Annotated in this window: 20 protein-coding genes; 16 read left to right on the forward strand and 4 right to left on the reverse strand. The window is 71.7% G+C overall.

Translation table 11 applies throughout. The features are described from left to right. Positions 1-131 precede the first annotated feature (131 nt). The 11 genes from ABD292_RS08455 to ABD292_RS08505 all read left to right on the forward strand — a co-directional run bounded on the left by ABD292_RS08455 (position 132) and on the right by ABD292_RS08505 (position 15,401). Positions 132-1,490 (forward strand): ABC transporter substrate-binding protein, encoded by a 1,359-nt coding sequence (locus ABD292_RS08455; protein WP_344206499.1) that lies wholly within the window; start codon positions 132-134, stop codon positions 1,488-1,490. Positions 1,491-1,544: 54 nt separating this feature from the next. Then, the gene (locus ABD292_RS08460; RefSeq protein WP_344206500.1) at positions 1,545-2,471 is read left to right on the forward strand and encodes a carbohydrate ABC transporter permease; all 927 of its coding nucleotides are present in this window, start codon (positions 1,545-1,547) and stop codon (positions 2,469-2,471) included. Further along, positions 2,468-3,358, forward strand: a complete 891-nt coding sequence (locus tag ABD292_RS08465; RefSeq protein WP_344206501.1) for a carbohydrate ABC transporter permease — start codon at positions 2,468-2,470, stop codon at positions 3,356-3,358. Before ABD292_RS08460 ends, ABD292_RS08465 begins: the two co-directional genes overlap by 4 nt. A 7-nt stretch (positions 3,359-3,365) precedes the next feature. Further along, positions 3,366-5,621: an alpha-xylosidase gene (gene yicI, locus ABD292_RS08470; RefSeq protein ID WP_344206502.1), complete on the forward strand. Its 2,256-nt coding sequence runs from the start codon at positions 3,366-3,368 to the stop codon at positions 5,619-5,621. 85 nt (positions 5,622-5,706) lie between these two features. Beyond that, positions 5,707-6,624, forward strand: a complete 918-nt coding sequence (locus ABD292_RS08475; RefSeq protein ID WP_344206503.1) for a LysR family transcriptional regulator — start codon at positions 5,707-5,709, stop codon at positions 6,622-6,624. A gap of 14 nt (positions 6,625-6,638) precedes the next feature. After that, positions 6,639-6,926, forward strand: coding sequence for an acylphosphatase (locus tag ABD292_RS08480; protein ID WP_329590605.1), 288 nt, complete (start codon positions 6,639-6,641; stop codon positions 6,924-6,926). 191 nt (positions 6,927-7,117) lie between these two features. After that, entirely contained in the window at positions 7,118-7,312 is a 195-nt protein-coding gene (locus tag ABD292_RS08485) for a hypothetical protein (RefSeq protein WP_090938435.1), read from the forward strand. Between the two features lie 146 nt (positions 7,313-7,458). Next, positions 7,459-11,313 carry an AAA family ATPase gene (locus tag ABD292_RS08490; protein ID WP_344207145.1) on the forward strand — a complete coding sequence of 1,285 codons (3,855 nt, stop codon included), beginning with the start codon at positions 7,459-7,461 and terminating at the stop codon, positions 11,311-11,313. Between the two features lie 53 nt (positions 11,314-11,366). Continuing rightward, the gene (ftsY, locus tag ABD292_RS08495; RefSeq protein WP_344206504.1) at positions 11,367-12,542 is read left to right on the forward strand and encodes a signal recognition particle-docking protein FtsY; all 1,176 of its coding nucleotides are present in this window, start codon (positions 11,367-11,369) and stop codon (positions 12,540-12,542) included. A 267-nt stretch (positions 12,543-12,809) separates the two neighbouring features. Next, positions 12,810-14,486: a tetratricopeptide repeat protein gene (locus tag ABD292_RS08500; RefSeq protein ID WP_344206505.1), complete on the forward strand. Its 1,677-nt coding sequence runs from the start codon at positions 12,810-12,812 to the stop codon at positions 14,484-14,486. A 30-nt stretch (positions 14,487-14,516) separates the two neighbouring features. Beyond that, on the forward strand, positions 14,517-15,401 hold the full coding sequence (locus ABD292_RS08505; RefSeq protein WP_344206506.1) for a DUF72 domain-containing protein: 885 nt from the start codon (positions 14,517-14,519) through the stop codon (positions 15,399-15,401). A 43-nt stretch (positions 15,402-15,444) separates the two neighbouring features. On the opposite strand, the gene ABD292_RS08510 is transcribed toward ABD292_RS08505, so the two are convergent. After that, positions 15,445-16,518, reverse strand: a complete 1,074-nt coding sequence (locus ABD292_RS08510; RefSeq protein ID WP_344206507.1) for a PLP-dependent cysteine synthase family protein — start codon at positions 16,516-16,518, stop codon at positions 15,445-15,447. Between the two features lie 251 nt (positions 16,519-16,769). On the opposite strand from ABD292_RS08510, the gene ABD292_RS08515 reads away from it, so the two are divergent. After that, positions 16,770-17,354, forward strand: coding sequence for a sigma-70 family RNA polymerase sigma factor (locus ABD292_RS08515; protein WP_344206508.1), 585 nt, complete (start codon positions 16,770-16,772; stop codon positions 17,352-17,354). Positions 17,355-17,358: 4 nt separating this feature from the next. On the opposite strand, the gene ABD292_RS08520 is transcribed toward ABD292_RS08515, so the two are convergent. Further along, positions 17,359-18,303 (reverse strand): anti-sigma factor RsbA family regulatory protein, encoded by a 945-nt coding sequence (locus tag ABD292_RS08520; protein WP_344206509.1) that lies wholly within the window; start codon positions 18,301-18,303, stop codon positions 17,359-17,361. Positions 18,304-18,330: 27 nt separating this feature from the next. Continuing rightward, positions 18,331-19,173, reverse strand: coding sequence for an EamA family transporter (locus ABD292_RS08525; protein WP_344206510.1), 843 nt, complete (start codon positions 19,171-19,173; stop codon positions 18,331-18,333). Positions 19,174-19,267: 94 nt separating this feature from the next. On the opposite strand from ABD292_RS08525, the gene ABD292_RS08530 reads away from it, so the two are divergent. From ABD292_RS08530 to ABD292_RS08545, 4 genes are all read left to right on the forward strand, one after another. Beyond that, positions 19,268-19,843 carry a helix-turn-helix domain-containing protein gene (locus tag ABD292_RS08530; RefSeq protein WP_344206511.1) on the forward strand — a complete coding sequence of 192 codons (576 nt, stop codon included), beginning with the start codon at positions 19,268-19,270 and terminating at the stop codon, positions 19,841-19,843. Positions 19,844-19,923: 80 nt separating this feature from the next. Further along, on the forward strand, positions 19,924-20,229 hold the full coding sequence (locus ABD292_RS08535) for a hypothetical protein (RefSeq protein WP_344206512.1): 306 nt from the start codon (positions 19,924-19,926) through the stop codon (positions 20,227-20,229). Positions 20,230-20,265: 36 nt separating this feature from the next. Beyond that, positions 20,266-21,063 (forward strand): polysaccharide deacetylase family protein, encoded by a 798-nt coding sequence (locus ABD292_RS08540; protein WP_344206513.1) that lies wholly within the window; start codon positions 20,266-20,268, stop codon positions 21,061-21,063. 42 nt (positions 21,064-21,105) lie between these two features. After that, the gene (locus tag ABD292_RS08545; protein WP_344206514.1) at positions 21,106-21,756 is read left to right on the forward strand and encodes a DUF2461 domain-containing protein; all 651 of its coding nucleotides are present in this window, start codon (positions 21,106-21,108) and stop codon (positions 21,754-21,756) included. 106 nt (positions 21,757-21,862) lie between these two features. Here ABD292_RS08545 and typA read toward each other — a convergent pair whose 3' ends face one another. Continuing rightward, positions 21,863-23,713: a translational GTPase TypA gene (typA, locus tag ABD292_RS08550; protein WP_344206515.1), complete on the reverse strand. Its 1,851-nt coding sequence runs from the start codon at positions 23,711-23,713 to the stop codon at positions 21,863-21,865. Positions 23,714-23,853: the final 140 nt, after the last annotated feature.

Raw genomic sequence — 23,853 nt, forward strand, 5'->3', positions numbered from 1 at the left:
GGCTCCGAAACGTTTTGCGGCTCTGTTACGAGCGGGGGGCTTGACAGCATGACAACGTTAACATCAGGTTAGATCCCAACGCACGACCCGGTATCCGCCGCGGGACGCATCACCTTGCCGAGGAGCTCGTCATGACCTCACCCACCCTCCCCCAGCCCCGACGAGGGGGACGCCGCCGCGTCCTGCTGGGCGCCGCGCTCGCGCTCGCCCTGACGGGCTCGCTGACCGCCTGCTCGTCCGCCGACGCGCCCTCCCCCTCGCGGAGCGCGGGCGAGAGCGGGCCGGTCACGCTGGAGTTCTGGACCTGGAGCCTCAAGGGCAGCGACCCGGCGGCCAAGGCGATCGTCGACAAGTACCACCAGGAGCACCCGAACGTCACCGTCAAGCTGTCGGAGGTCGGCGGCACCACCGAGACCGCCTCCAAGCTGCTGGCCGCCGACCAGGCCGGCGGCACCCCCGACGTGGTGCAGATCGAGTACCGCGGCCTGCCCGCCCTGGTGGTGGCCGGCGCGGTCAAGGACATCACCGCCGACCTGGCCGGCGTGAAGGCGAACGTCGACCCCAACATCTGGGCCCAGACCACCTTCAACAACCAGGTGTACGGCGTCCCGCAGGACATCGGCCCGATGGTGCTCACCTACCGCAAGGACCTGTTCGACAAGTTCGGCATCAAGGTGCCGACCACCTGGGACGAGTACGCGAAGGCCGCCGAGCAGATCCGCAAGAAGGACAAGGACGCCTACATCGCCAGCTTCGCCGCCAACCAGCTCGAGTTCTTCGCCGCGCAGGCCGCACAGGCCGGCGCGCAGTGGTGGAGCACCGACGGCAACGCGTGGAAGGTCGGCATCGACAGCGAGCCCTCGCTCAAGACCGCCGACTTCTGGCAGGACCTCGTGGAGCGCGACCTGGTGAAGGTCGAGCCGCTGCTCACCCCGGAGTGGAACGCGAAGGTCAACGACGGCAAGATCCTGAGCTGGGCCGCCGCGGCCTGGGCGCCCAGCGTGATCTACTCGGTGGCGCCGGACACGGCCGGCAAGTGGGAGTCGGCGCCGCTGCCGCAGTGGACGGCGGGCCAGGCGGCCGTGCCGTTCCTGGGCGGGTCGGCGTACCTCGTGCCGGAGAAGTCGAAGCACGCGAAGGAGGCGGCGGCCTTCGCCGCGTGGCTGGGCGCGTCGGAGGAGGGCTCGAAGCTGCTGCTCGGCCTCGACCTCTTCCCCGGCGCGAACGCCGGCCGCCAGGCGACGCTGAGCCACGAGCCGCCGAAGCTGATGCCGCAGCAGAAGGACTTCTACCAGGTCACCGACCAGGTGATCAGGAACACCACGATCCCGGTCACCTGGGGGCCCAACGTGAACGTCGCGCAGACCGCCTTCGGTGACGCGCTCAACAAGGCCGCCCTCGACCAGACCTCCTTCCGCGCCGTGTACCAGGCCACGCAGCAGGCCGTCGTCGCCGACCTGCAGAAGACCGGCTACACCGTCACCAAGTAGCCGCCGGGGGCCCCGCGCGGGCCCCCGGCTCCGACCCCAGCTCTGGATGTCCTCATGCCCGCTGCATCCGCAGGACGGCGGCCGCGCCTGCGCGCCGCCGCCACCCCGTGGCTGTTCGCCACGCCCGCGATCGTGTTCTTCGCCCTGTTCCTGATCATCCCGATCGGCTACGCCGTCTACCTGAGCTTCCGCGGCTTCCGCATCGAGGGCGGCGGCGCGTTCGGGCGGCGGACGCAGACCTTCGTCGGCCTCGACAACTACACGGCCGCGCTGACCGACCCGGAGTACGTCGCCGGGCTCGGCCGGGTGCTGCTCTACGGCGTCATCGCCATCCCCAGCGTGCTCGGCCTGGCGCTGCTGTTCGCGCTGCTGCTCGACACCCCGCGGGTGCGGGCGCGCGGCTTCTCCCGCACCGCGATCTTCCTGCCGTACGCGGTGCCCGGCGTGATCGCCAGCCTGCTGTGGGGCTTTCTGTACCTGCCGAGCACCAGCCCGATCAGCTACGTGGCCCGCGAGCTGAACGCGGGGCCGCTGGACTTCTTCTCCTTCCCCGCGCTGTACTTCTCGCTGGCCAACATCGCGCTGTGGTCGGGCGTCGGCTTCAACATGATCATCATCTTCACGTCGCTGCGCGCGATCCCGACCAGCGTGTACGAGGCCGCCCGCATCGACGGCGCGAGCGAGCTGCAGATCGCCTGGCGCATCAAGATCCCGCTGGTCGCGCCCGCGCTGGTGCTGACCGGGCTGTTCTCCGTGATCGGCACCCTGCAGCTCTACAGCGAGCCCGCCACGCTGCGGCCGATGACCACCACCATCAGCTTCACCTGGGTGCCGCTGATGAAGATCTACCAAGAGGCATTCGTGAACGACAACCTGGGCGGGGCGGCCGCCGCCTCCGTCGTGCTGGCGGTCGGCATCCTCGCCCTGTCGCTGCTCCTGCTGCGTTTCTTCCAGCGCCGCACGTTCGGGGACAACGCATGACCGCCGTCACGCGCACCGGCGACCGCCAGTTCCGCCAGGTGCGCCGCCGGCCGCGCGCCGGGCGGCGGCCGCGGCTGCCGCTGGTCGTGCTGCTGCTCGGCGCGCTGTACTGCCTGACGCCGGTGGCGTGGGTGGTGCTGGCCGCGTCGAAGACGCCGCGCGAGCTGTTCACCACCTTCTCCTTCGCGCCGGGCAGCGGCCTGCTGGACAACCTGGCGAGCCTCAGCGCGTACGGCGACGGCCAGTTCTGGCGGTGGGGGCTCAACTCGCTGCTGTACGCCGGGCTCGGCGCGGTGCTGTCCACGCTGGTGTCGGCCATGGCCGGGTACGCGCTGGCCAAGTTCCGCTTCCGCGGGCGCGAGGTGCTGTTCTCGGTGATCCTGGCCGGCGTGCTGATGCCCGGCATCGTGCTGGCCGTCCCGCAGTACCTGCTGCTGGCGAGCGTCGGCCTGGCCGGGACGCACTGGTCGGTGCTGCTGCCGGTGATCATCAACCCGTTCGGCATCTTCCTGTGCCGGGTCTTCGCCACCGCCGCGATCCCGGAGAGCACGCTGGAGGCGGCCCGCCTGGACGGGGCGGGCGAGCTGCGCATCTTCGCCACGATCGTGCTGCCGATGATGGTGCAGGGGCTGGTCACGGTGTTCCTGCTGCAGTTCGTCGGCATCTGGAACAACTTCCTGCTGCCCTTCATCATGCTCTCCGACCAGGAGAAGTATCCGATCACCCTGGGCCTGTACACGTTCCTGTCGAAGGGCGCGGGCGACAGCGACCTCTACCCGCTGGTCATCATGGGTTCGGCCGTGTCGGTGATCCCGCTCATCGCGCTCGTCCTGGTGCTGCAGCGTTTCTGGCGTGCCGACCTGCTGGCCGGCGGACTGAAGGGATGACTCCGCAGTGAAGTTCACCGACGGGCTCTGGCAGCTCCGGCCCGGCGTGACCGCGCTGTACGCGGCCGAGGCGTACGACCTCGACGCCGCCGAGGGCGAGCTGACCGTCACCGCGCCCACCACCGTGATCGGCCGCCGCGGCGACACGCTCAACCGGCCGGTCCTCACGCTGCGGCTGTCGTCGCCCCTGGAGAACGTGATCCGCGTCCGCGTGGAGCACCACGCGCGCGGCGGGCGCGGCTTCGACCTGCCCGGCGCCGAAGACGGGGGTGGGCACGGCGTGGTCAAGACCGCGGCCGGCGGCGGCGCGACGCTGACCAGCGGCGCGCTCGCCGCGACCATGGCGCCGGGAGCGCCGTGGGAGCTGAGCTTCCACGCCGGCGGCCGGACGCTGACCTCCAGCGGCCACAAGTCGGTCGGCTACTTCCGGCTCGCCGCCGACGCGCAGACCGACCCCGGACCGGTCGGCAAGCCCAGGACGGGCCCGGCCTCGTACCTCGCGCAGCAGCTCTCGCTCGGCGTGGGCGAGGTGGTCTACGGGCTGGGCGAGCGCTTCGGCCCGCTGGCCAAGAACGGCCAGACGGTCGAGATCTGGAACGCCGACGGCGGCACGTCCTCCGAGCAGGCGTACAAGAACGTGCCGTTCTACCTGACCAACCGGGGCTACGGGGTGCTCGTCAACCATCCCGGGCACGTCTCGTTCGAGGTGGGGTCGGAGGCCGTGCAGCAGGTGCAGTTCTCGGTCGAGGACGAGAGCCTGGAGTACCTCGTGATCTACGGGCCTGAGCCGAAGCAGATCCTGGAACGGTACACGGCGCTGACCGGCCGTCCCGCGCGGCTGCCCGCCTGGTCCTACGGCCTGTGGCTGTCCACCTCGTTCACCACCGACTACGACGAGCGGACCGTGACGTCGTTCATCGACGGCATGGCCGAACGCGACCTGCCGCTGTCGGTGTTCCACTTCGACTGCTTCTGGATGCGCGAGTTCAACTGGTGCGACTTCGAGTGGGACCCGCGCGTCTTCCCCGACCCCGAGGGCATGCTGGCCCGGCTGCGCGCGAAGGGCCTGCGCGTCTGCGTGTGGATCAACCCCTACATCGCGCAGCGCTCGCCGCTGTTCGCCGAGGCGGCCGCGCGCGGCTTCCTGCTCAGGCGGCCGGACGGCACGGTCTGGCAGTGGGACCTCTGGCAGGCCGGCATGGGGCTGGTCGACTTCACCAACCCCGATGCCACCGCGTGGTTCCAGTCGAAGCTGCGCGCGCTGCTGGACCAGGGCGTGGACGCGTTCAAGACCGACTTCGGCGAGCGCGTGCCGCTCGACGTCGCCTACTTCGACGGCGGCGACCCCGAGCGCCTGCACAACCTCTACACGCATCTGTACAACCAGGCCGTGTTCGAGGTGCTGGAGGAGCGGCGCGGGCGGGGCGAGGCCGTGGTGTTCGCCCGGTCGGCGACCGCCGGCGGGCAGCGGATGCCGGTGCACTGGGGCGGCGACACGGGCTCGACGTACGAGTCGATGGCGGAGACCCTGCGCGGCGGCCTGTCGCTCGCGTTCTCCGGGTTCTCCTTCTGGAGCCACGACATCGGCGGCTTCGAGGGCACCCCGGACCCGGGCGTGTTCAAGCGGTGGGTGGCGTTCGGGCTGATGTCGTCGCACTCGCGGCTGCACGGCTCGTCGTCGTACCGGGTGCCGTGGGCGTTCGACGAGGAGGCCGTGACGGTCACGCGGTTGTTCACCAAGCTCAAGCTGCGCCTGATGCCGTACCTGTACCAGGCGGGCCTGCGGGCGCACGAGAGCGGGACGCCGGTGATGCGGCCGATGGCGATGGAGTTCCCCGGCGACCGCAACGCCGCCCACCTCGACACCCAGTACATGCTGGGCCCCGACCTGCTGGTCGCGCCGGTCTTCACGGCGGACGGCACCGTGGAGTTCTACCTGCCAGAAGGCACGTGGACGAACTACCTGACGGGCGAGCGGGCCGAGGGCGGGCGCTGGCGCACCGAGCGGCACGGCTTCACCTCGATGCCGATCTACGTGCGCGAGGGCGCCGTGCTGCCGGTCGGCGCGCGCGACGACCGGCCGGACTACGACTACCTGGACGGGCTCACGCTGCGCGTCTACCCGGGGCCGGACGGCGAGAAGACGATCACCGTCACCGACCAGGCGACCGGCCTGCCGGCCCGCTTCACGGTCACCCGCTCCGGTGACGAGGTCTCCGTGTCCTCGGACCTCGCCTTCGGATGGTCGTACGAGATGGCCTGATCAGCGAGCCGGCCGGCGGATCGGGAACAACGGCGACGTCCGGAGGCTTGGTTCAGTCAGGCTCGGTGATCCACGGGAGGCGGACATGGATTTCAGGGAGCTGGAGTGCTTCCTGGCGCTCAGCGAGGAGTTGCACTTCGCCCGTACGGCCGAACGCCTCTACCTGTCACCCGCCCGGGTCAGCCAGCTCCTGCGCGCGCTGGAGACCAGGATCGGCGGCCGGCTGGTCGAGCGGACGAGCCGGCGGGTGCGCCTGACGCCGCTCGGCGAGCGTTTCCTGGCCGACCTGAGGCCCGCCTACGAGGGCGTGACGGGCGCCGTGGGCCGCGCCAGGGCCGCCGCGCGGGCGGTGACGGAAGTGCTGCGGGTCGGCTTCCTCGCGACGCCCACGGAGGTCGTGACGGGCAGCGTACGGGCTTTCGAGCGCCGCAATCCGGGCAGCACGGCCGAGCTGGTGGAGATCCCGCTCGCCGACCCCTTCACCCGGCTGCGCTCCGGCGAGGTGGACGTCGTCTTCACCCTGCTGCCGGTGGACGAGCCCGACCTCGCGACCGGGCCGGCGCTCAACAGGGTCCCCTATCGGCTCGGGCTCCCCGCCGGCCACCCGCTGGCGGCGCGGGCGGCCGTCACGGCGGAGGAGCTGGCCGGGGTGCCGCTGCTCGGCCTGGCGGGGCCGGCGCCGCGCTGGTGGAGCGAGCGGACGGCACCCTCCGTGACGCCTTCCGGTCGTCCGATACCCCGGGCCGGCGCGGTCGCCACCCTTCAGGAGGGCTTGACACAGGTGGCCCTGGGGCGGGGAGGAATGCTTTTGTGCGCCCCCACCGCGGAGGTCGCCGAGCGGGCCGACGTAAGCTTCGTCCCGGTCAGCGGGCTGATGCCGTCGATCTTGGGACTGGCCTGGGTGAGGACGGCGGAGAGCGCCGCGGTCAGGGCGTTCGTGACGGCGGCTGACGGTTGGGCGTCCCTCGGGGAAGGGCGCTCGGACCGCCTGAGAACGGCCTGAGGGGGAGGGGAAAGATGACGGAAAATCAGGAAAACGCCAGGTTGACGGCTTGGGTCCGGGGGAGGGTGCAAGGTGTCGGCTTCCGCTGGTGGACCCGTGCCAGGGCACTGGAGCTGGGCCTCACCGGATGGGCGCGTAACACCGACGACGGCCGGGTCGAGGTCGTCGCGGAGGGCCCTCGCGCGAGCTGCGTCAAGCTGCTGGAGCTGCTCAGAGGTTGCGACACGCCGGGCAGGGTCGATGGAGTAGTGGAACGTTGGAGCGAACCCCGAGGTAGTTTGGGCGGTTTTGTAGAGAGGTAGCCGCTTTTGTCTAACCGCCCAAATAGGGTATAGTTGTATGTCGGGAGTGCCCATCAGTAGGGCGCAGCGGTTTGTTCGACTTGACCGCCCACACTGCCGGTGCGACTCTTGTTAGGTACCACGCGCACCCCTCCCGCGGAATAAGAAGTGCGCGAACCAGTCTGGTCACTCAGCGTGGAGGACCCTTTACCATGGCGAAGGCTCTACTCGGCCACGTCGGCGGTCCTGACCCTCGTATGGTCTCGGAGATGCGCCGCCTGCAGCAGCGCATCCGTGACCTGGAGGCAGAACTCATCCGACTTCAGGCCACGAACGACGCTCTTGCGGCGCAAACCCGCGACGAGGCGCTCAGCCGCATGCAAGAGCGCGAGCCGGCACTCACCTGAGAGTGATCGGAGCGCAAGACCCAGGGACGTCTCGACGAGGCGTCCCTTGCTATTTGCCCTTGTCCCACCCGGTGCCGCCTGCGCCGGGTGGCCAGGACCAGTAGGCTTTTCCGAAGGTCCGGGTCAGGGAGAAGGGGGTCGTGCTTTTGTACCTGAAGACCCTCACCCTGCGCGGATTCAAGTCCTTCGCCTCCGCCACCGCCCTGCGCTTCGAGCCGGGCATCACCTGCGTGGTCGGCCCCAACGGCTCGGGCAAGTCCAACGTGGTGGACGCCCTCGCCTGGGTCATGGGCGAGCACAGCGCCAAGTCGCTGCGCGGCGGCAAGATGGAGGACGTCATCTTCGCCGGCACCTCCTCCCGGCCGCCGCTCGGCCGCGCCGAGGTCACGCTGACCATCGACAACACCGACGGCGCGCTGCCGATCGACTACACCGAGGTCACCATCAGCCGGCTGATGTTCCGGTCCGGGCAGAGCGAATACGCGATCAACGGCGACACCTGCCGCCTGCTCGACATCCAGGAGCTGCTGTCCGACTCGGGCATCGGCCGCGAGATGCACGTCATCGTCGGCCAGGGCCAGCTCGACGCCGTGCTGCACGCGGGTCCCGAGGACCGCAGGGCCTTCATCGAAGAGGCCGCCGGCGTGCTCAAGCACCGCAAGCGCAAGGAGAAGGCGCTGCGCAAGCTGGACGCCATGCAGGCCAACCTGACCCGCGTCCAGGACCTCGCGACCGAGCTGCGCCGCCAGCTCAAGCCACTCGGCAGGCAGGCCGAGATCGCCCGCAAGGCCGCCGTCATCCAGGCCGACCTGCGCGACGCCCGGCTGCGGCTGCTCGCCGACGACGTCGGCACGCTGCGCGCCACCCTGGAGCGCGAGGCCGCCGACGAGGCCGCGATCATGGCCAGGCGGGCCCAGGTCGAGGCCGAGCTGTCCGAGGCCCAGCAGCGGGAGGCCGCGCTGGAGGCCGCCGAGGCCGAGGCCCAGCCCCGGCTGGCCGCCGCCCAGGAGACCTACTTCCGGCTGTCCTCGCTCCGCGAGCGCACCACCGGCCTGGAGCAGCTCGCCGCCGAGCGGCACCGCCACGCGCTCGACGCCGCCTCCATCGAGCGGCGCGGCCGCGACCCGGAAGACCTCGAACGCGAGGCGGCCGAGGCGCGCGAGCGCGAGCTCGTGTTGCGGGCCGAGCTGGAGCAGGCACGCGAGCTGCTGGAGGAGGCCGTCGAGGCGCGGGCCGGGCACGAGGCCGAGCTGAGCGCCGAGGAGCGGCGGCTCGCGCTGGCCGCCAGGGCCGCCGCCGACCGCCGCGAGGGCCTGGCCAAGCTGCGCGGCCAGGTCGACTCCGTACGCAGCAGGGCCCGCGCCGCCGAGGAGGAGATCGGCCGGCTCCAGCAGGCCGTGGCCGAGGCCGCCGAGCGCGCCAGGCAGGCCGGCGAGGACCTGGAGACCCAGCGGCTGGAGGAGCCCGCGGTCGATCCCGCGCTGGCCGAGGAGCTGGCCACGGCGCAGGCCCTGGTCGAGGAGGCCCGCGCGGTCGCCGACGCGGCCAGGGCGGCGGCCGAGGAGGCCAAGGCCGCGCTCGACGGGCCGCGTTCCGCGCTGCAGGCCGCCCGTGCGGCGGTCGCCACCGCGCGCTCCGCCGACCAGGAGGCACAGCGGTCGGTGGCCGCGCTGGCCGCCCGCCGCGACGCCCTGGAGCTGGGCCTGGCGAGGGGCGACGGCGGGGCCGCGCTGCTGGAGGCCGACCTCGCCGGGGTGCTCGGGCCGCTGGCCGTCGCCCTGCAGGTCACGCCGAGCGCCGAGGCGGCGGTCGCCGCCGTGCTCGGCCCGGTCGCCGAGGCGATCGCCGTCAAGACCATCGACACCGCCGTGGAGGCGCTCGCCCTGCTGCGCGAGCACGACTCCGGCCAGGCCACCCTGCTGGTCGCACGCCCCGACAGGCCCGGCGGCCACGGCGGACCGGGCGGCCACGGCGCGCCGGGCGGCCCCGGCGTGCCGGACGGCCCTGGCGATCCAGGTGGCTCCGGTGGGCCGGACGGCCACAGCGGGCCGGACGGCCCTGGCGATCCGGGTGGCTCCGGTGGGCCGGGCGGCCCCGGCGGGCCTGACAGGGCGCGGGCCGGGAGCGCGCGCGGGGCCGCGCCCGCGGGGGCGCGGTGGGCCGCCGAGCTGGTCACCGTCCCCGATCACCTGCGGCCGGCGCTCGACCACGTGCTCGACGGCGTCGCCGTGGTCGCCGACCTGGAGGCGGCGCGGGAGCTGGTCGAGCTGCACCCGCGGCTCAGGGCCGTCACCATGGCGGGAGACGTCGTGGGCGCGCGGGTGGCGAGCGGCGGGGCCGCGGGCGGGCAGTCCGTGCTCCAGGTCCGCGCCGCGTTCGACGAGGCCGTCAGAGACCTGGAGGAGGCCGAGGCGCGGGCCGAGGAGACCGCGGCGGCGCTGGACGAGGCGATCGCCGGGGAGCAGCGCGCGCAGGCCGCGCTGGAGGCCGCCCAGGCCGGGGTCAACGAGGCCCAGACCGCCGTCACCACCGCCCAGTCCAGCGTGAGCGCCGCCCAGGGCGCGCTCGACCAGGTCAGGGGCCGCCAGCGGGAGGCCGACCAGCGCACGGCCGCCGCCGCCCGGCGGCTCGCCCAGCTGGAGGCCGCCGAGGGCGCGGCCCGCGCCGAGGCCGAGCGCCTGACCGCCAGCGTGACCAAGGCCGAGGCGGCCCGCGCCGAGGGCCTGGAGGAGCTGGCCGAGCTGGAGATCCGCCTGGCCGAAGCCGAATACGCCCAGGAGCTGGAGACCGAGCCCACCACCGACCTGCGCGACGAGCTGGCCGCCGCCTGCGAGGCGGCCAGGCAACGCGAGATGGACACCCGCCTCCAGGTCCGCACGGCCGAGGAGCGCGTCAAGGGTGTCGAGGGCCGCGCCGACGGCCTGCTGCGGGCCGCCCGCCGCGAGCGCGAGGAGCGCGCCCAGGCCGCGGCCCAGCGGGCCAGGCGGCGGCGTCAGGCGGCGCTGGCCGAGGCCGTGAGCAAGGGCGCCCAGCGGGTGCTGGCGGCCCTCGCCGAGTCGGTGGCGCTGGCCTCCAGGGAGCGCGACGAGGCCGACCTCGCCCGCGTCGCGATCGACGCCGAGCTCAAGCAGGTGCGCCTGCGGGTGCGCGAGCTCGGCCAGGAGCTCGACAAGCTGGTCAACCGCGTCCACGGCAGCGAGGTCGCGCGCACCGAGCAGCGGCTGCGGCTGGAGCAGATGGAGCAGCGGGCGCTGGAGGAGTTCGGCGTCGAGGTCGAGTCGCTGCTCGCCGAGTACGGCCCCGACGCTCCGGTCCCCGGCGACCCGCCCGTCCCCTACGTACGCGAGGAGCAGGAGAAGCGGGCGCGGGCCGCCGAGCGGCAGATGAACCAGCTCGGCAAGGTCAACCCCCTCGCCCTGGAGGAGTTCGCGGCGCTGGAGGAGCGGCACGCGTTCCTGACCTCGCAGCTGGAGGACCTGAAGAAGACCCGGCGCGACCTGCTGACCGTGGTCAAGGAGGTCGACGACCGGGTGGAGCAGATGTTCGCCTCCGCCTACGAGGACGTCGCCCGCGAGTTCGAGCAGATCTTCACCCGCGTCTTCCCCGGCGGCGAGGGCCGGCTGGTCCTCACCGAGCCGGACGACATGCTGACCACCGGCATCGAGGTCGAGGCCCGCCCGCCGGGCAAGAAGGTCAAGCGGCTGTCGCTGCTGTCCGGCGGCGAGCGCTCGCTCACGGCGGTGGCGTTCCTGATCTCGATCTTCAAGGCGCGGCCGTCGCCGTTCTACGTGATGGACGAGGTCGAGGCGGCCCTCGACGACACCAACACGCAGCGGCTGCTCACGCTCTTCGAGGAGCTGCGGCAGAGCTCGCAGCTGATCGTCATCACGCACAACAAGCGCACGATGGAGATCGCCGACGCCCTCTACGGCGTGTCGATGCGCGGCGACGGGGTGACGCAGGTCGTCAGCCAGCGGCTCAGAGAGCGCGAGTCGGCCTGAACGGTGTGGCCCTGGGCGTGACCATGACAGTCGATCTGGAAAACTGACATGTTGTGGAGAGTTACCTCGGCGTCATCGTGATCGTGGCCGTCGTCGCCCTGCTGGCGGCCGGCGGTCTCTTCCTGCTGCTGCGGCCGAGCCGTAAGGCCCCGCCGGTCAAGCCGCCCGAGACCCTCCCGATCCCGGAGGAGAAGGAGCAGCCGCCCGCGGCGGGCGAGGAGCGCGAGGGTGGCGCCACCACCACGCTGCCGCCGCCCGCCCCGCCCGCGGAGCCCATGGTCGTCGCCCCCGCGATCGAGGTGCCGCCGCCGTCCGCCGGCCGCATGGTGCGGCTGCGCTCGCGGCTGGCCCGTTCGCAGAGCGCGCTCGGGCGCGGCCTGCTGGAGCTGCTGTCCCGCGACCGGCTCGACGACGAGGTGTGGGACGAGATCGAGGAGCGTCTCATCACCGCCGACGTCGGCATCGCGCCGACGCAGGTGATCGTCGAGGAGCTGCGCACCCGCGTCAAGGTGCTGGGCACCCGCACGCCCGCGGAGGTGCGGGAGCTGCTGCGTGAGCAGCTGCTCGCCCAGATCGACCCCGATCTCGACCGCACCCTGCACGTGCAGAAGCACGGCGAGCGGCCGGCCGTGGTGCTCGTCGTCGGCGTCAACGGCACCGGCAAGACCACCACCACGGGCAAGCTCGCGCGGGTGCTGGTCGGCGACGGCAAGAAGGTCATGCTCGGCGCCGCCGACACCTTCCGCGCCGCCGCGGCCGACCAGCTCCAGACGTGGGGCGAGCGCGTGGGCGCCGACACCGTGCGCGGCCCCGAGGGCGCCGACCCGGCCTCGGTGGCCTTCGACGCGGTCGCCAAGGGCATGGAGGAGCACGTCGACACGGTCATCGTCGACACCGCCGGCCGCCTGCACACCAAGACCGGCCTGATGGACGAGCTGGGCAAGGTCAAGCGGGTCATCGAGAAGAAGGCCACGGTCGACGAGGTGCTGCTCGTCCTCGACGCGACCACCGGGCAGAACGGCATGCGCCAGGCCCAGGTGTTCGCCGAGGTCGTCAACATCACCGGCATCGCGCTGACCAAGCTCGACGGCACCGCCAAGGGCGGCATCGTGATCTCGGTGCAGAGGGAGCTGGGCGTCCCGGTCAAGCTCGTCGGGCTCGGCGAGGGCCCCGACGACCTGGCGCCGTTCGACGCGGAGGTCTTCGTGGACGCGATTCTGGGTGAGTGATCGATTACGGTCAGGACCTATCAGGTCATGTAAGGGCCCTTACCAGAAGATGCCTTGATGGGTGAGTTTTGCGTGTGCTGACATGTACCGGTCATCAATGATCCTCTGGTCATGAGCACGTGAAAGGGCGCCACCATGAAGAAGATCGTCGTTCACCGGCCAGGAACCATGAAGGTCACGGCCGCGGCCGCGCCGAGGCACATGTCCTGAGCCGACCGCGCCGGCGCCTCCCCGCACAGAGGCGCCGGCCGCACCGGAAGAGGTCGCGTGAACACGATCGTCATCGACGCGGACCGCCGCGTCGCAGGCCCCTACACCTTCGCCGCCGCGCTCCTCGGCCGCCTCGTCCCTGAGGCGCTGGAGAGCGGGTCCGGGCTGCCCGCCGCGTACGACATCGAGATCAGGGCGGCGGCGCCCGCCCTGCGGCCCCTCGTGCCGGCCCGCAGGCGCTCGCTGGCCGACGCGCTGCCCCGGTCCCAGCGGGTGCTGGTTCCCGGGGCGCGGCGTACGCTCCGGCTGGCCAACGGGCTCGCCGAGTTCGTCCGCGACCACCTGGTGAGGACGGGCCCGCTCGCGGTCACCGTCACGAACCTGGCCGAGGCCGACCCCACCGACGCCGAGCTGGTCGCGGTGCTGCGCCGCCGGCTCGACCCCGCGTTGCTGCGGATCGAGGAGGGCCCGTCCGCGCCGTCGGCGGGGCCGCTGCCCGAGGACTTCGACCGCTACCGCGACGAGGGCTTCCACCACGCCATGGCGGAGTCGGGGCTGGCGAGGCTGCGCGCGACGGCGTACGAGGACGACCCCGGCGGCTGGGAGCGGCTGCTGCAACGGGTCGCCGGCGCGCTGGAGGCCGTCGAGCGCGAGGACGAGGCCCGTGCGCTCTACGACGAGGCCCGCCGCCGGGTCACCGACCCGAGGCACCGCGCCACGATGGCCTACGCCACGGCCATGATCCTCGTCCGGCACCACGACCCGGCCCGGCGCGACCCCGAGGAGGCGCTGGCCTGGGTCAACGAGGCCGTCACCATCACCTCCCTGCTGCCCGACCCGCGCGAGCGCGCCTTCCACCTGGGCTTCGACCTCAACGGCAAGGCCCTCGTCGAGGTGCGCAGGGGCCGTGCGGAGGCCGCCATGGAGCTCGTCGAGCGGGCGATCGACCTGGCCGAGACCGACCTCGCCGGCGAGCACCCGATCCACCGGCTCGTGCTGTACGCCAACCGCGCCCAGCTCCACGCCATGGCCGGTCGGCATGAGGAGGCGCTGGCCGACTACGGGCGGGCGATCGCCGCCGATCCCGGCTACCCCGACTACTACCTCGACCGGGGCAACCTGCTGCACAGGCTCGGCCGCCCGGCGGAGGCGCTGGCCGACTACGAGGCCGTCTTGCGGCTCAGCCCGCCCTTCCCCGAGGCGTACTACAACCGTTCCGAGCTGCGTTACGCGGCGGGCGATCTGGCGGGCGCCCGCGCCGACCTGGACCACACGCTGGAGCTGGACCCGGCCTTCGCCCCCGCCTACGTCAACCGGGCCGGGATCCACGCGGCGACCGGGGCGTACGCGCTGGCCAGGAAGGACGCGCAGGCCGGGCTGGCGGCCGCGCCGCGCGACCCGCACCTGTTGTGCGTGCTCGGCCAGGTCGAGCAGGCCGAGGGCCACCCCGAGCAGGCGCGGGCCGCCTACGACCGGGCGCTGGAGCTGGACCCGCGCCTGGTGGCGGCGTGGGCCGGCCGCGCCGAGCTGGCCCATGAGCGCGGCGACCACGAGGGCGCCCTGGCCGACCTGGACCGCGCGCTCGCCGTGGAGGAGAGCGCGGAGCTGCTGTTCAACCGGTCGGTGGTGCTGCGGGCGGCGGGCCTGCCCGAGCGGGCGCGCCGGGATCTGCTGCGCGCCGCCGACCTGGCGCCGGGCGACGAGGACGTGGGACGCGCGCTGACCGAGGTGTGAGTCGGCGTCCGCACGGGGTACGTGGCGGCGATGGGCAAGATCCTCGTCGGCACCGCGTCGTGGACGGACAAGTCGCTGCTCGCCTCCGGCTGGTATCCGCCGGAGGCCAGGACCCCTGAGGCCAGGCTGGCCCACTACGCGAGCCGCTTCCCCCTCGTCGAGGTGGACGCCACCTACTACCACCCGCCCGCGCGGCGCACCGCCGAGCTGTGGCGCGAGCGCACGCCGGACGGGTTCACCTTCAACGTCAAGGCGTTCTCCCTGCTCACCCAGCACCCGACCCGGCCGGACGCGCTGCACAAGGACTTACGCGCGGCGCTCGGCGACAGCCCCAAGCGCACCCTCTACCAGCGCGACCTGCCGCCGGAGATTGTGGAGGAGGTGTGGGACCGGTTCCTGAGCGCGCTCACGCCGCTGCACGAGGCGGGGCGGCTGGGCGCTTTACTGTTCCAGTTCCCGCCGTGGTTCCCGCCGGGGGAGAGCAACCGCCGCTATCTGCTGCGCTGCCGCGACCGGTGCCGGCCGATGCGGATCTGCGTCGAGTTCCGCAACGCCGCCTGGATGGACGACGCGCACCGGGAGGACACGCTCGACTTCCTGGCCGCGCACGACCTGCCGTACGTGTGCGTGGACATGCCGCAGGGGCACCCGTCGTCCGTGCCGCCCGTGCTCGCCGCCACCTCGGACCTCGCCGTCGTCCGCCTGCACGGGCACTCCGAGCGGTGGACGAGCAAGGTCATCGAGGAGCGGTTCGGCTACCTGTACGACGAGGACGAGCTGCGCGACTGGGCGCAGCGCATCGCCGGGCTGTCGGAGCGGGCGGCCGTGACGCACGTGCTCACCAACAACTGCTGCGGCGACAACTCCCAGCGCAACGCCGCCCGGCTGGCGGAGCTGCTGGGCGCGGACCGCTGAGCGGCGCTACTGGTCCAGCCAGGCGCTATTGGTCCAGCCAGCGCTATTGGTCCAGCCAGGCGCGCAGCTCGGCGAGGTGCGGCTCGATGTCGAGCGACTGCGCGGCGAGCCAGTCGGGGTTGCCGTAGGTGCCCTTGTAGCGGTCGCCGCTGTCGCAGACGAGCGTGACGACGCTGCCGCGCTCGCCCGCCTGGCGCATCTCGTCGACGAGCTGTACGCAGGCTGCCAGGTTGGTGCCCGTGGAGCCGCCGACGTCGAGCCCCGTGACCTCGCGGGTCCAGTGCATGGCGGCGATGGAGCGGGCGTCGGGCACCGCGATCATGCGGTCGATGACCGACGGCTGGAACGACGGCTCGACGCGCGGCCGGCCGATGCCCTCGATCCGCGAGCCGGGCGCGGTGAGCGTGGCGTCGCCGGTGGTCCAGCTCGGGTAGAAGGCCGAGCCCTCGGGGTCCACCACGGCGAGGCGCGTGGGGTGGCGGCGGTAGCGGATGTAGCGGCCGATGGTGGAGGAGGTGCCGCCGGTGCCCGCCCCGACGACGATCCAGGCCGGCTCGGGGTGCGGCTCCATCGCCATCTGGGAATAGATGGACTCGGCGATGTTGTTGTTGCCGCGCCAGTCGGTGGCGCGTTCGGCGTAGGTGAACTGGTCCATGAAATGGCCGCCGGTCTCGGCGGCCAGGCGGTGAGATTCGTCATAGATCGTGGCGGGGTCGCGTACGAGATGACATTTGCCGCCGTAGAACTCGATGAGGTGGATCTTCTCCGGCGAGGTGGTGGCGGGCATCACCGCGATGAAGGGCAGGCCCAGCAGCCTGGCGAAGTAGGCCTCGCTGACCGCCGTGGAGCCGCTGGAGGCCTCGACGACGGTGGTCGTGGGCCCGATCCAGCCGTTGGCCAGACCGTAGAGGAACAGAGAGCGAGCGAGTCGGTGTTTGAGTGAACCTGTAGGGTGCACCGACTCGTCTTTCAAGTAGAGGTTTACTCCCCAGTGCGAGGGCAGCGGAAAGACGTGAAGGTGTGTGTCGCAACTCCGGTTGGCATCGGCCTCCACCTTGAGTATGGCCTCCGCCACCCAGCGGCGCGTACGCGAGTCGTGACGGTCTACGAAAATCATGCTCTTACGCTATCCCCTGTGATGCTGGCCACTATTACTGCGGAATTGGGTGGGTAGTGTTATGATAACGAGACTTGTCCGGCCGTGGACGTGATGATGCACGCCGCGAGCAGATGGACGGAAACCCCTTCTGACCTTGGCGGACTCTCGCTAACGCGTCCCTTAGCAGGGACTTGCCATGATGAGAACGTCGGCAGACGGCCTTTGCCGAGACGGGGGACAGCGCAAGGGGGAATGAAACTTTGATCACCATGACCGATGAGCAGCGCCAGGACTGGTTCGAGCGCGATGTCGTGCCCGTGACGTCGCAGCTTTTCGCGTCCGCCATGCGCTTGACCCGGAACGCCGCCGACGCGGAGGACCTCGTCCAGGAGACGGTGGCCAAGGCGTACACGTCCTACCACCAGTTCCGTGAGGGCACCAACCTCAAGGCGTGGCTGCACCGCATCCTCACGAACAACTTCATCAACGACTATCGCAAGAAGCAGCGTTCGCCGAAGCTGTCCGCGGCCGAGGAGATCGAGGACTGGCAGCTCCACGCCGCCGAGTCGCACAGCTCGACGGGTCTGCGCTCGGCCGAGACCGAGGCGCTCGACCGGCTGCCCGACAGCGTGGTGATGAACGCGCTCCGTTCCCTGCCGGAGGACTTCCGGGTGGCCGTCTACCTGGCCGACGTGGAGGGGTTCGCGTACAAGGAGATCGCCGAGCGGATGGGCACGCCCATCGGCACCGTCATGTCCCGCCTGCACCGGGGCCGCCGCCAGCTCCGCGGCATGCTGGAGGACTACGCCCGCGAGGAGGGCGCGCTGCGCGTGCCCAGCCCGCGTGCCGCCTGAGCACTCACGCGCCCAGGGACAGATGAAGGCGGACGCGCAGCACGCCGCCTTCCGCGCGCAGCTCCACCAGGTCGCAGAGCTGCCTGCTGATCCAGAGCCCGTATCCCCTGGGGGACTCGGGCTCGGGTGGTATGTAGCCGGGTAAGGGGTCGTCCAGAGCCCCGCCGGGGTCGGCGATCTCACAGATCAGCTCACCGCCGTCGTTCCACATCGTGATCGTGCCGAACCCGGCGCCGTGCTCCACGCTGTTCGCGGCGATCTCCGAGACGCTGATGACCAGCGACGTCACCAGTGCGTCGACCATCCCGGCGGTCCGCGCCCACTCGCCGACGCTGTGGCGCAGCCGTCTCAGCTCACGGGCGGTGAAGCGGATCGTCACCGCGCCGGGCCCCGGGTCGGGCAGCGGCGCGCGGTCGCCGCTCAGCACCAGCTCTCCCGGCGGGACGAAACCGGCGCTCGGCGTCTCACCCGCCGCGTCGAGCAGCAGCGGATGGTTGGCCTCGCGGTACTCCAGCGCGGCCGGGGGAGCCCGGCGCAGGTCGTACATGCAGAACAGCAGCGCCGCGTAGGGGGCGAGCGCCGCGTTGAGCACCGACTCGTGGCGGATCAGCTCGCGGACCTCGCGCTCGCTTCTGCCCTCCCAGACCGGCTCGCCGACGACGAGCGTGCGCCGGCCCCGGGTGTAGTCGTGCAGGGCGGCCACGGTGCGGTAGGGGTGCGCGTACCAGGAGGCCGCCACCCGCCGGTCCACGTGCCCGGCGTCGCGGCCCAGGGCGTCGGTCAGCCGGTCCAGGTTGTCGGGGCAGGCGATCACCAGGACGCGCCGGCCCTCGGTCAGGGCGGTCCGCACGCGCGGCACCACGAGCCGGACATAGGCGTCCTCGGAGTCGTACGGCACGCCGACGTGCCTCAGACCCTCGCCATTGATCCGTGCCCGGTCGGGCCGCACGGGCGAAACGTAACAAGCGCGCCGGGGCTACGCAACGGCTATCAGGGCCACCGCGCCGAGCGCGCATGCCACGCCCGTCACCTGGATGCCGTTCAGCCGCTCCCCGAGCACCCGCCTCGCCAGCAGCAGCGTGCTGGCCGGGTAGAGCGAGACGAGCACGGCCACGAGACTGAGCAGCCCCTGCCGCTGCGCCAGCAGGTAGAGGACGTTGGCGACCATGTCCAGGACGCCCGCCGCCACGATCACGCGCAGTGCCCCCGCCCCCGCCCGAGGCCGCAGCGCGCGCCCCGTGGCGAGCGCCACCAGCGTCACCGCCGTCACCGACGACAGGCGCGCCCCGACCAGCGGCCACAGCCCGGCGTCCGAGGGGGCCATGGCGAGCAGGATGAAGAACCCGCCGAACCCGGCGCCGGCCAGCAGCGCGGTCGCGAGCCCGCCGGAGGGTCTCTTTTCTCCGCCGGCCGAGCGGTCCTGGCTGACCAGCAGCACCGAGCCGAGCGCCAGCGCCACGCCCACCAGCGCCCAGAACTCCGGCCGCTCGCCGGTCGCCAGCCCGAACAGCACCGGCAGCGCCGCCGAGGTCACCGCCGTGGTCGGCGCGACCACCGACATCACGCCCGTGGCGAGCGCCCGGTAGAACAGCGCCAGCCCGGCCGCGCCCGACAGCCCGGCGGCCAGGCCCCACAGCAGCGCCGGCCCGCCGGGCGTGCCGGGCAGCACCGGCAGCAGGACGAGGATCAGCGCCAGCCCGGCGAGCTGCGAGAGCACGACGACCGCGAGGACCTGGGTGCGCCGGGTGGCCAGGCCGCCGAAGAAGTCGGCGGTGCCGTACACCACCGCGCAGGCGGTCGCGAGGATCACCGCGGTCATCCGTCAGCTCCTTCCGGGAGTCCAATGTGTTGCTCATCCAGTACAACACATTGAGTGCAGTGCGTTGTCCCTGAATATCACTACACTGCACTGCATGGAAGACCCCGAGCTCATGAACCAGGCCATCGCCAGCAACGTCCGCTACCTGCGCTCCTACCGGGGGCTCACGCTGGACCAGCTCGCCGCCCGGTCAGGCGTGAGCCGGGGCATGCTCGTCCAGGTCGAGCAGGGCCGGACGAACCCCAGCGTGTCCACGCTCACCAGGATCGCCTCCGCCCTCGGCGTGACCGTGGCCCGGCTGGTCGAGGTCGGCGACGCGCCCGTGGTGCGCATCGTCGACAAGTCCGACGTGGTCACCTTCACCCAGGACGGGGTGCAGGCGCGGCTGCTCGTCGGCGCCGACTCGCCGATGATCCTGGAGCTGTGGGACTGGCGCATCGCCCCCGGCGACCACCACGACGGCGACGCCCACCCGCCCGGCACCCGCGAGATGGTGACCGTCCTGGAGGGCGAGCTGACCCTCACCGTGTACGGCAAGAGCCACGTCGTCGGCAAGGACGACGCCGTGCTGTTCACCGCCGACCGCCCCCACCGCTACGCCAATCAGGGCACCGCCGAGCTGCGCATCGTCATGGTCGTCGCCGAGCCGCGCGAGACGCATGACCAATAACGTCGAACGGCCTGCGGATCACCCGCCGGAGTTTCATGATTACCCCGTGTCCTGGACGAGCCGCAGGTAGGAGGTGGCGTATGAGTGAGGCCCGAGCGGCGACGGAGAAGCTGCACGCCGAGCTTCATGGCCGGGGCGTCGTCAGCGCGTACGAACTGGGCGACGACGAGACCATCCCCGTGTGGATCGGACTGGTCGTGCGCTATAGAGATGGTTTTTACCGATGGCAGGAAGGACTGGTGAAACGTCGGCATCTGGGTACGGATCCGGTCGGATGTGCCATACGCGTGGCGCGCCGCTACCAGGAATTGCAGGCCGATATCCCACTCTGGTGGGACGACCTGGCCAGGGAGCTGCGGGGGACGCCGGCCCGGGACTATCCATGATGTGAGCCCCCCGCCTGTGGCGCCTCGGGGGGAATCATGCGTGTATGGGCCTTGCCGCTGGCCCTGCTCGCCCTGGTGGCCTGCGTCACCCAGTCGGCGGCGCACCGGCGCGCGGCCAGGCCGCCCGCGATCGTGCCGATGCGGGCGGCCCACGTCGATCCCGAGCGGCTCGCCAAGCGGCTGGCGGCCATCCAGCCCGGCTGGCCGCGCACCCGCTCGTACGACTGCGGGCGGATCAAGTGCGTGGCCCTCACCTTCGACGACGGGCCGGGCGAGCACACCGGCCGGCTGCTGGACATGCTCAGGCGGCGCGGCGTCCTGGCCACCTTCTTCGTGCTCGGCCAGATGGTGGCCGCCGACCACGGCCCGCACCTCGCCCGGCGCATCGTGCGGGAGGGCCACGAGATCGGCAACCACTCCTGGAGCCATCCGGCGCTGACCGGGCTGTCCGACGATGGGGTGCGGCGCGAGCTGCGGCGCACCGGGGAGCTGGTGCGGCGGCTCACGGGGGTGCGGATGCGGCTCATGCGGCCGCCGTACGGGGCCACCGACGCGCACGTGGCCAGGGAGGCGCGCCGCGAGGGCCTGGCGCAGATCCTGTGGAACCTCGACACCCTCGACTGGCGCGACCGCGTCTCCGAGATCGTGGCCCGGCGGGCGGGGCGGGCCAAGGCCGGCTCGATCGTCCTCATGCACGACATCCACCCCACGACCGTCCGGGCCGTGCCCCACCTGCTGGACACGCTCGCCCGCAGGGGGTTCACCTTCGTCACGGTCTCCGAGCTTTACGGCCGCCCGCCCGTGCCCGGCAGGGAGTACACCGAGCGCCGGTGATCGGATTGCCGCCCTGTCGGTGCGACGTGGCACTCTGGCGGCATGGGTTTCACCGGTTTTCCCGACGAGGCGTTCCTGTTCTACGAGGGACTTGAGGCCGACAACTCCAAGACCTACTTCGCCGAGCACAGACGCGGTTACGAGGAGGCCGTGCGGGCGCCCATGCTCGCGCTCACCGACGAGCTGGCCGCCGAATTCGGGCCGGCCCACCTGTTCCGGCCGTACCGGGACGTGCGGTTCGCCAAGGACAAGTCGCCGTACAAGACGCATCAAGGGGCGTTCGTCGAACGCCTGCCCGGCATCGGGCTCTACGTGGAGATCAGCGCGGCGGGCCTGTACGTCGCAGGCGGCTGCTACACGCAGGCGTCCGACCAGGTCGCCCGCTACCGGGCGGCCGTGGACGAGGACCTGTCGGGAAAGCCGCTCGCGGCCCTCGCCGACGCCCTCACGGCGGCCGGCTACGCCGTGGAGGGCGCGCGGCTGAAGACCCGGCCGCGCGGCTTCGACGACGACCATCCCCGCATCGGGCTGCTGCGCCACAAGTCGCTGTACGCGGGCATCCGCTTCGACCCCGAGCCCTGGGTGTCCACGGCCGGGGCGCGGGAGCGGGTGGCGGCGGCGTGGCGCGACTTCGCGCCGCTGGTCGACTGGCTCTGCGCCCACGTGCGGGGCAGCGAACTGCCCCGCCGATGAGCGTCGGGCCCGTTGTGCGGGCACTCAGCCCTGCGCGCGGGCACTGAGCGCTGCGCGCGAGCGACAGGCCCGCTGACGTGCGGCTCAGGCCCGCTGTGCGCGGGCGTCAGGCGCGCTTGGCGCGGGCCGCGGCGCGGGCGCGGGAGGAGGCGTCGAGCACGACCTTGCGGATGCGCACCGCGTCGGGGGTGATCTCCACGCACTCGTCCTCGCGGATGAACTCGAGCGCCTGCTCCAGCGACAGCACGCGCGGCGGGATCACCTTCTCGGTCTCCTCCGAGGTGGAGGAGCGCATGTTGGTGAGCTTCTTCTCCTTGGTGATGTTGACGTCCATGTCGTCGGAGCGGGAGTTCTCCCCGACGATCATGCCTTCGTAGACGTCGGTGCCGGGGGAGACGAACAGCGCGCCGCGCTCCTGCAGGTTGAGCATCGCGAACGCCGTCACCGGGCCGGAGCGGTCGGCCACCAGCGAACCGCTCGCGCGGGTGCGCAGCTCGCCGAACCACGGCTCGTACGAGTCGAACACGTGGTGCACCAGGCCGGTGCCGCGGGTCTCGGTGAGGAACTCGGTGCGGAAGCCGATCAGGCCACGCGCCGGCACCACGAACTCCATCCGGATCCAGCCGGTGCCGTGGTTGGTCATGTGCTCCATGCGGCCCTTGCGCACCGCCAGGAGCTGGGTGATCGCGCCGAGGTATTCCTCGGGGCAGTCGACCGTCAGCCGCTCGACCGGCTCGTGCACCTTGCCGTCGATCTCCTTGGTGACCACCTGCGGCTTGCCGACGGTCAGCTCGTAGCCCTCGCGGCGCATCTGCTCGACCAGGATGGCCAGCGCCAGCTCGCCGCGGCCCTGCACCTCCCAGGCGTCGGGCCGGTCGGTCGGCAGCACGCGCAGCGACACGTTGCCGACGAGCTCCTTCTCCAGGCGGTCCTTCACCATGCGGGCGGTGACCTTCGTGCCCTTGGCCTTGCCGACCAGCGGCGAGGTGTTGGTGCCGATCGTCATCGAGATGGCCGGCTCGTCGACCGTGATCAGCGGCAGCGGGCGCGGGTCCTCGGGGTCGGCCAGCGTCTCACCGATCATGATGTCGGGGATGCCGGCGATGGCGATGATGTCGCCGGGGCCCGCCTCCTCGGCCGGCTTGCGCTCCAGCGCCTCCGTCATCATCAGCTCGGTGATCTTGACGCGCTGGATCGAGCCGTCGGTGCGGCACCAGGCCACCTGCTGGCCCTTGCGGATCTGGCCCTGGTGGACGCGGCAGAGCGCGATACGGCCGAGGTAGGAGGAGGCGTCGAGGTTGGTGACGTGGGCCTGCAGCGGGGCGCTCGGGTCGTAGGTGGGCGCCGGGATCGTCGACTTGATGATGTCGAACAGAGGCTCCAGGTCCTCGGAGTCGGGCATGCCGCCGTCGTCGGGACGGTTCATGGAGGCCCGGCCGGCCTTCGCCGAGGCGTAGACGATCGGGAAGTCGATCTGCTCCTCGGTGGCGTCGAGGTCCATGAACAGCTCGTAGACCTCGTCCACGACCTCCCTGATGCGGGCGTCGGGACGGTCGACCTTGTTGATGCAGAGGATGACCGGCATCTTCGCGCCCAGCGCCTTGCGCAGCACGAAGCGGGTCTGCGGCAGCGGCCCCTCGGAGGCGTCGACCAGCAGCACCACGCCGTCCACCATCGACAGGCCGCGCTCGACCTCGCCGCCGAAGTCGGCGTGGCCGGGGGTGTCGATGATGTTGATGGTCATGCCGCCGTGCTGCACGGCGGTGTTCTTCGCGAGAATGGTGATGCCCTTCTCGCGCTCAAGGTCGTTGGAGTCCATGACGCGGTCGTCGACGTCCTGGTTGGCGCGGAAGGCCCCGGACTGCCAGAGCATCGCGTCGACCAGTGTGGTCTTGCCGTGGTCGACGTGCGCGATGATCGCGATGTTCCGCAGGTCGTCGCGGCTGTTCAGAGGCATGATGACTTCTCGCTCTTTGTCGTGGGGGCGGCCGCGCGAACTCGCGACCCACCAATTCTAGTTGATTCCCTTCTGTGGGCAGGTTCGGTCGCCCGTCCCTCCGGGGACGCACCTACATACCCGGCTGCACATTTGTACGC

The organism is Nonomuraea bangladeshensis, assembly GCF_039529455.1.
GTDB lineage: Bacteria > Actinomycetota > Actinomycetes > Streptosporangiales > Streptosporangiaceae > Nonomuraea > Nonomuraea bangladeshensis.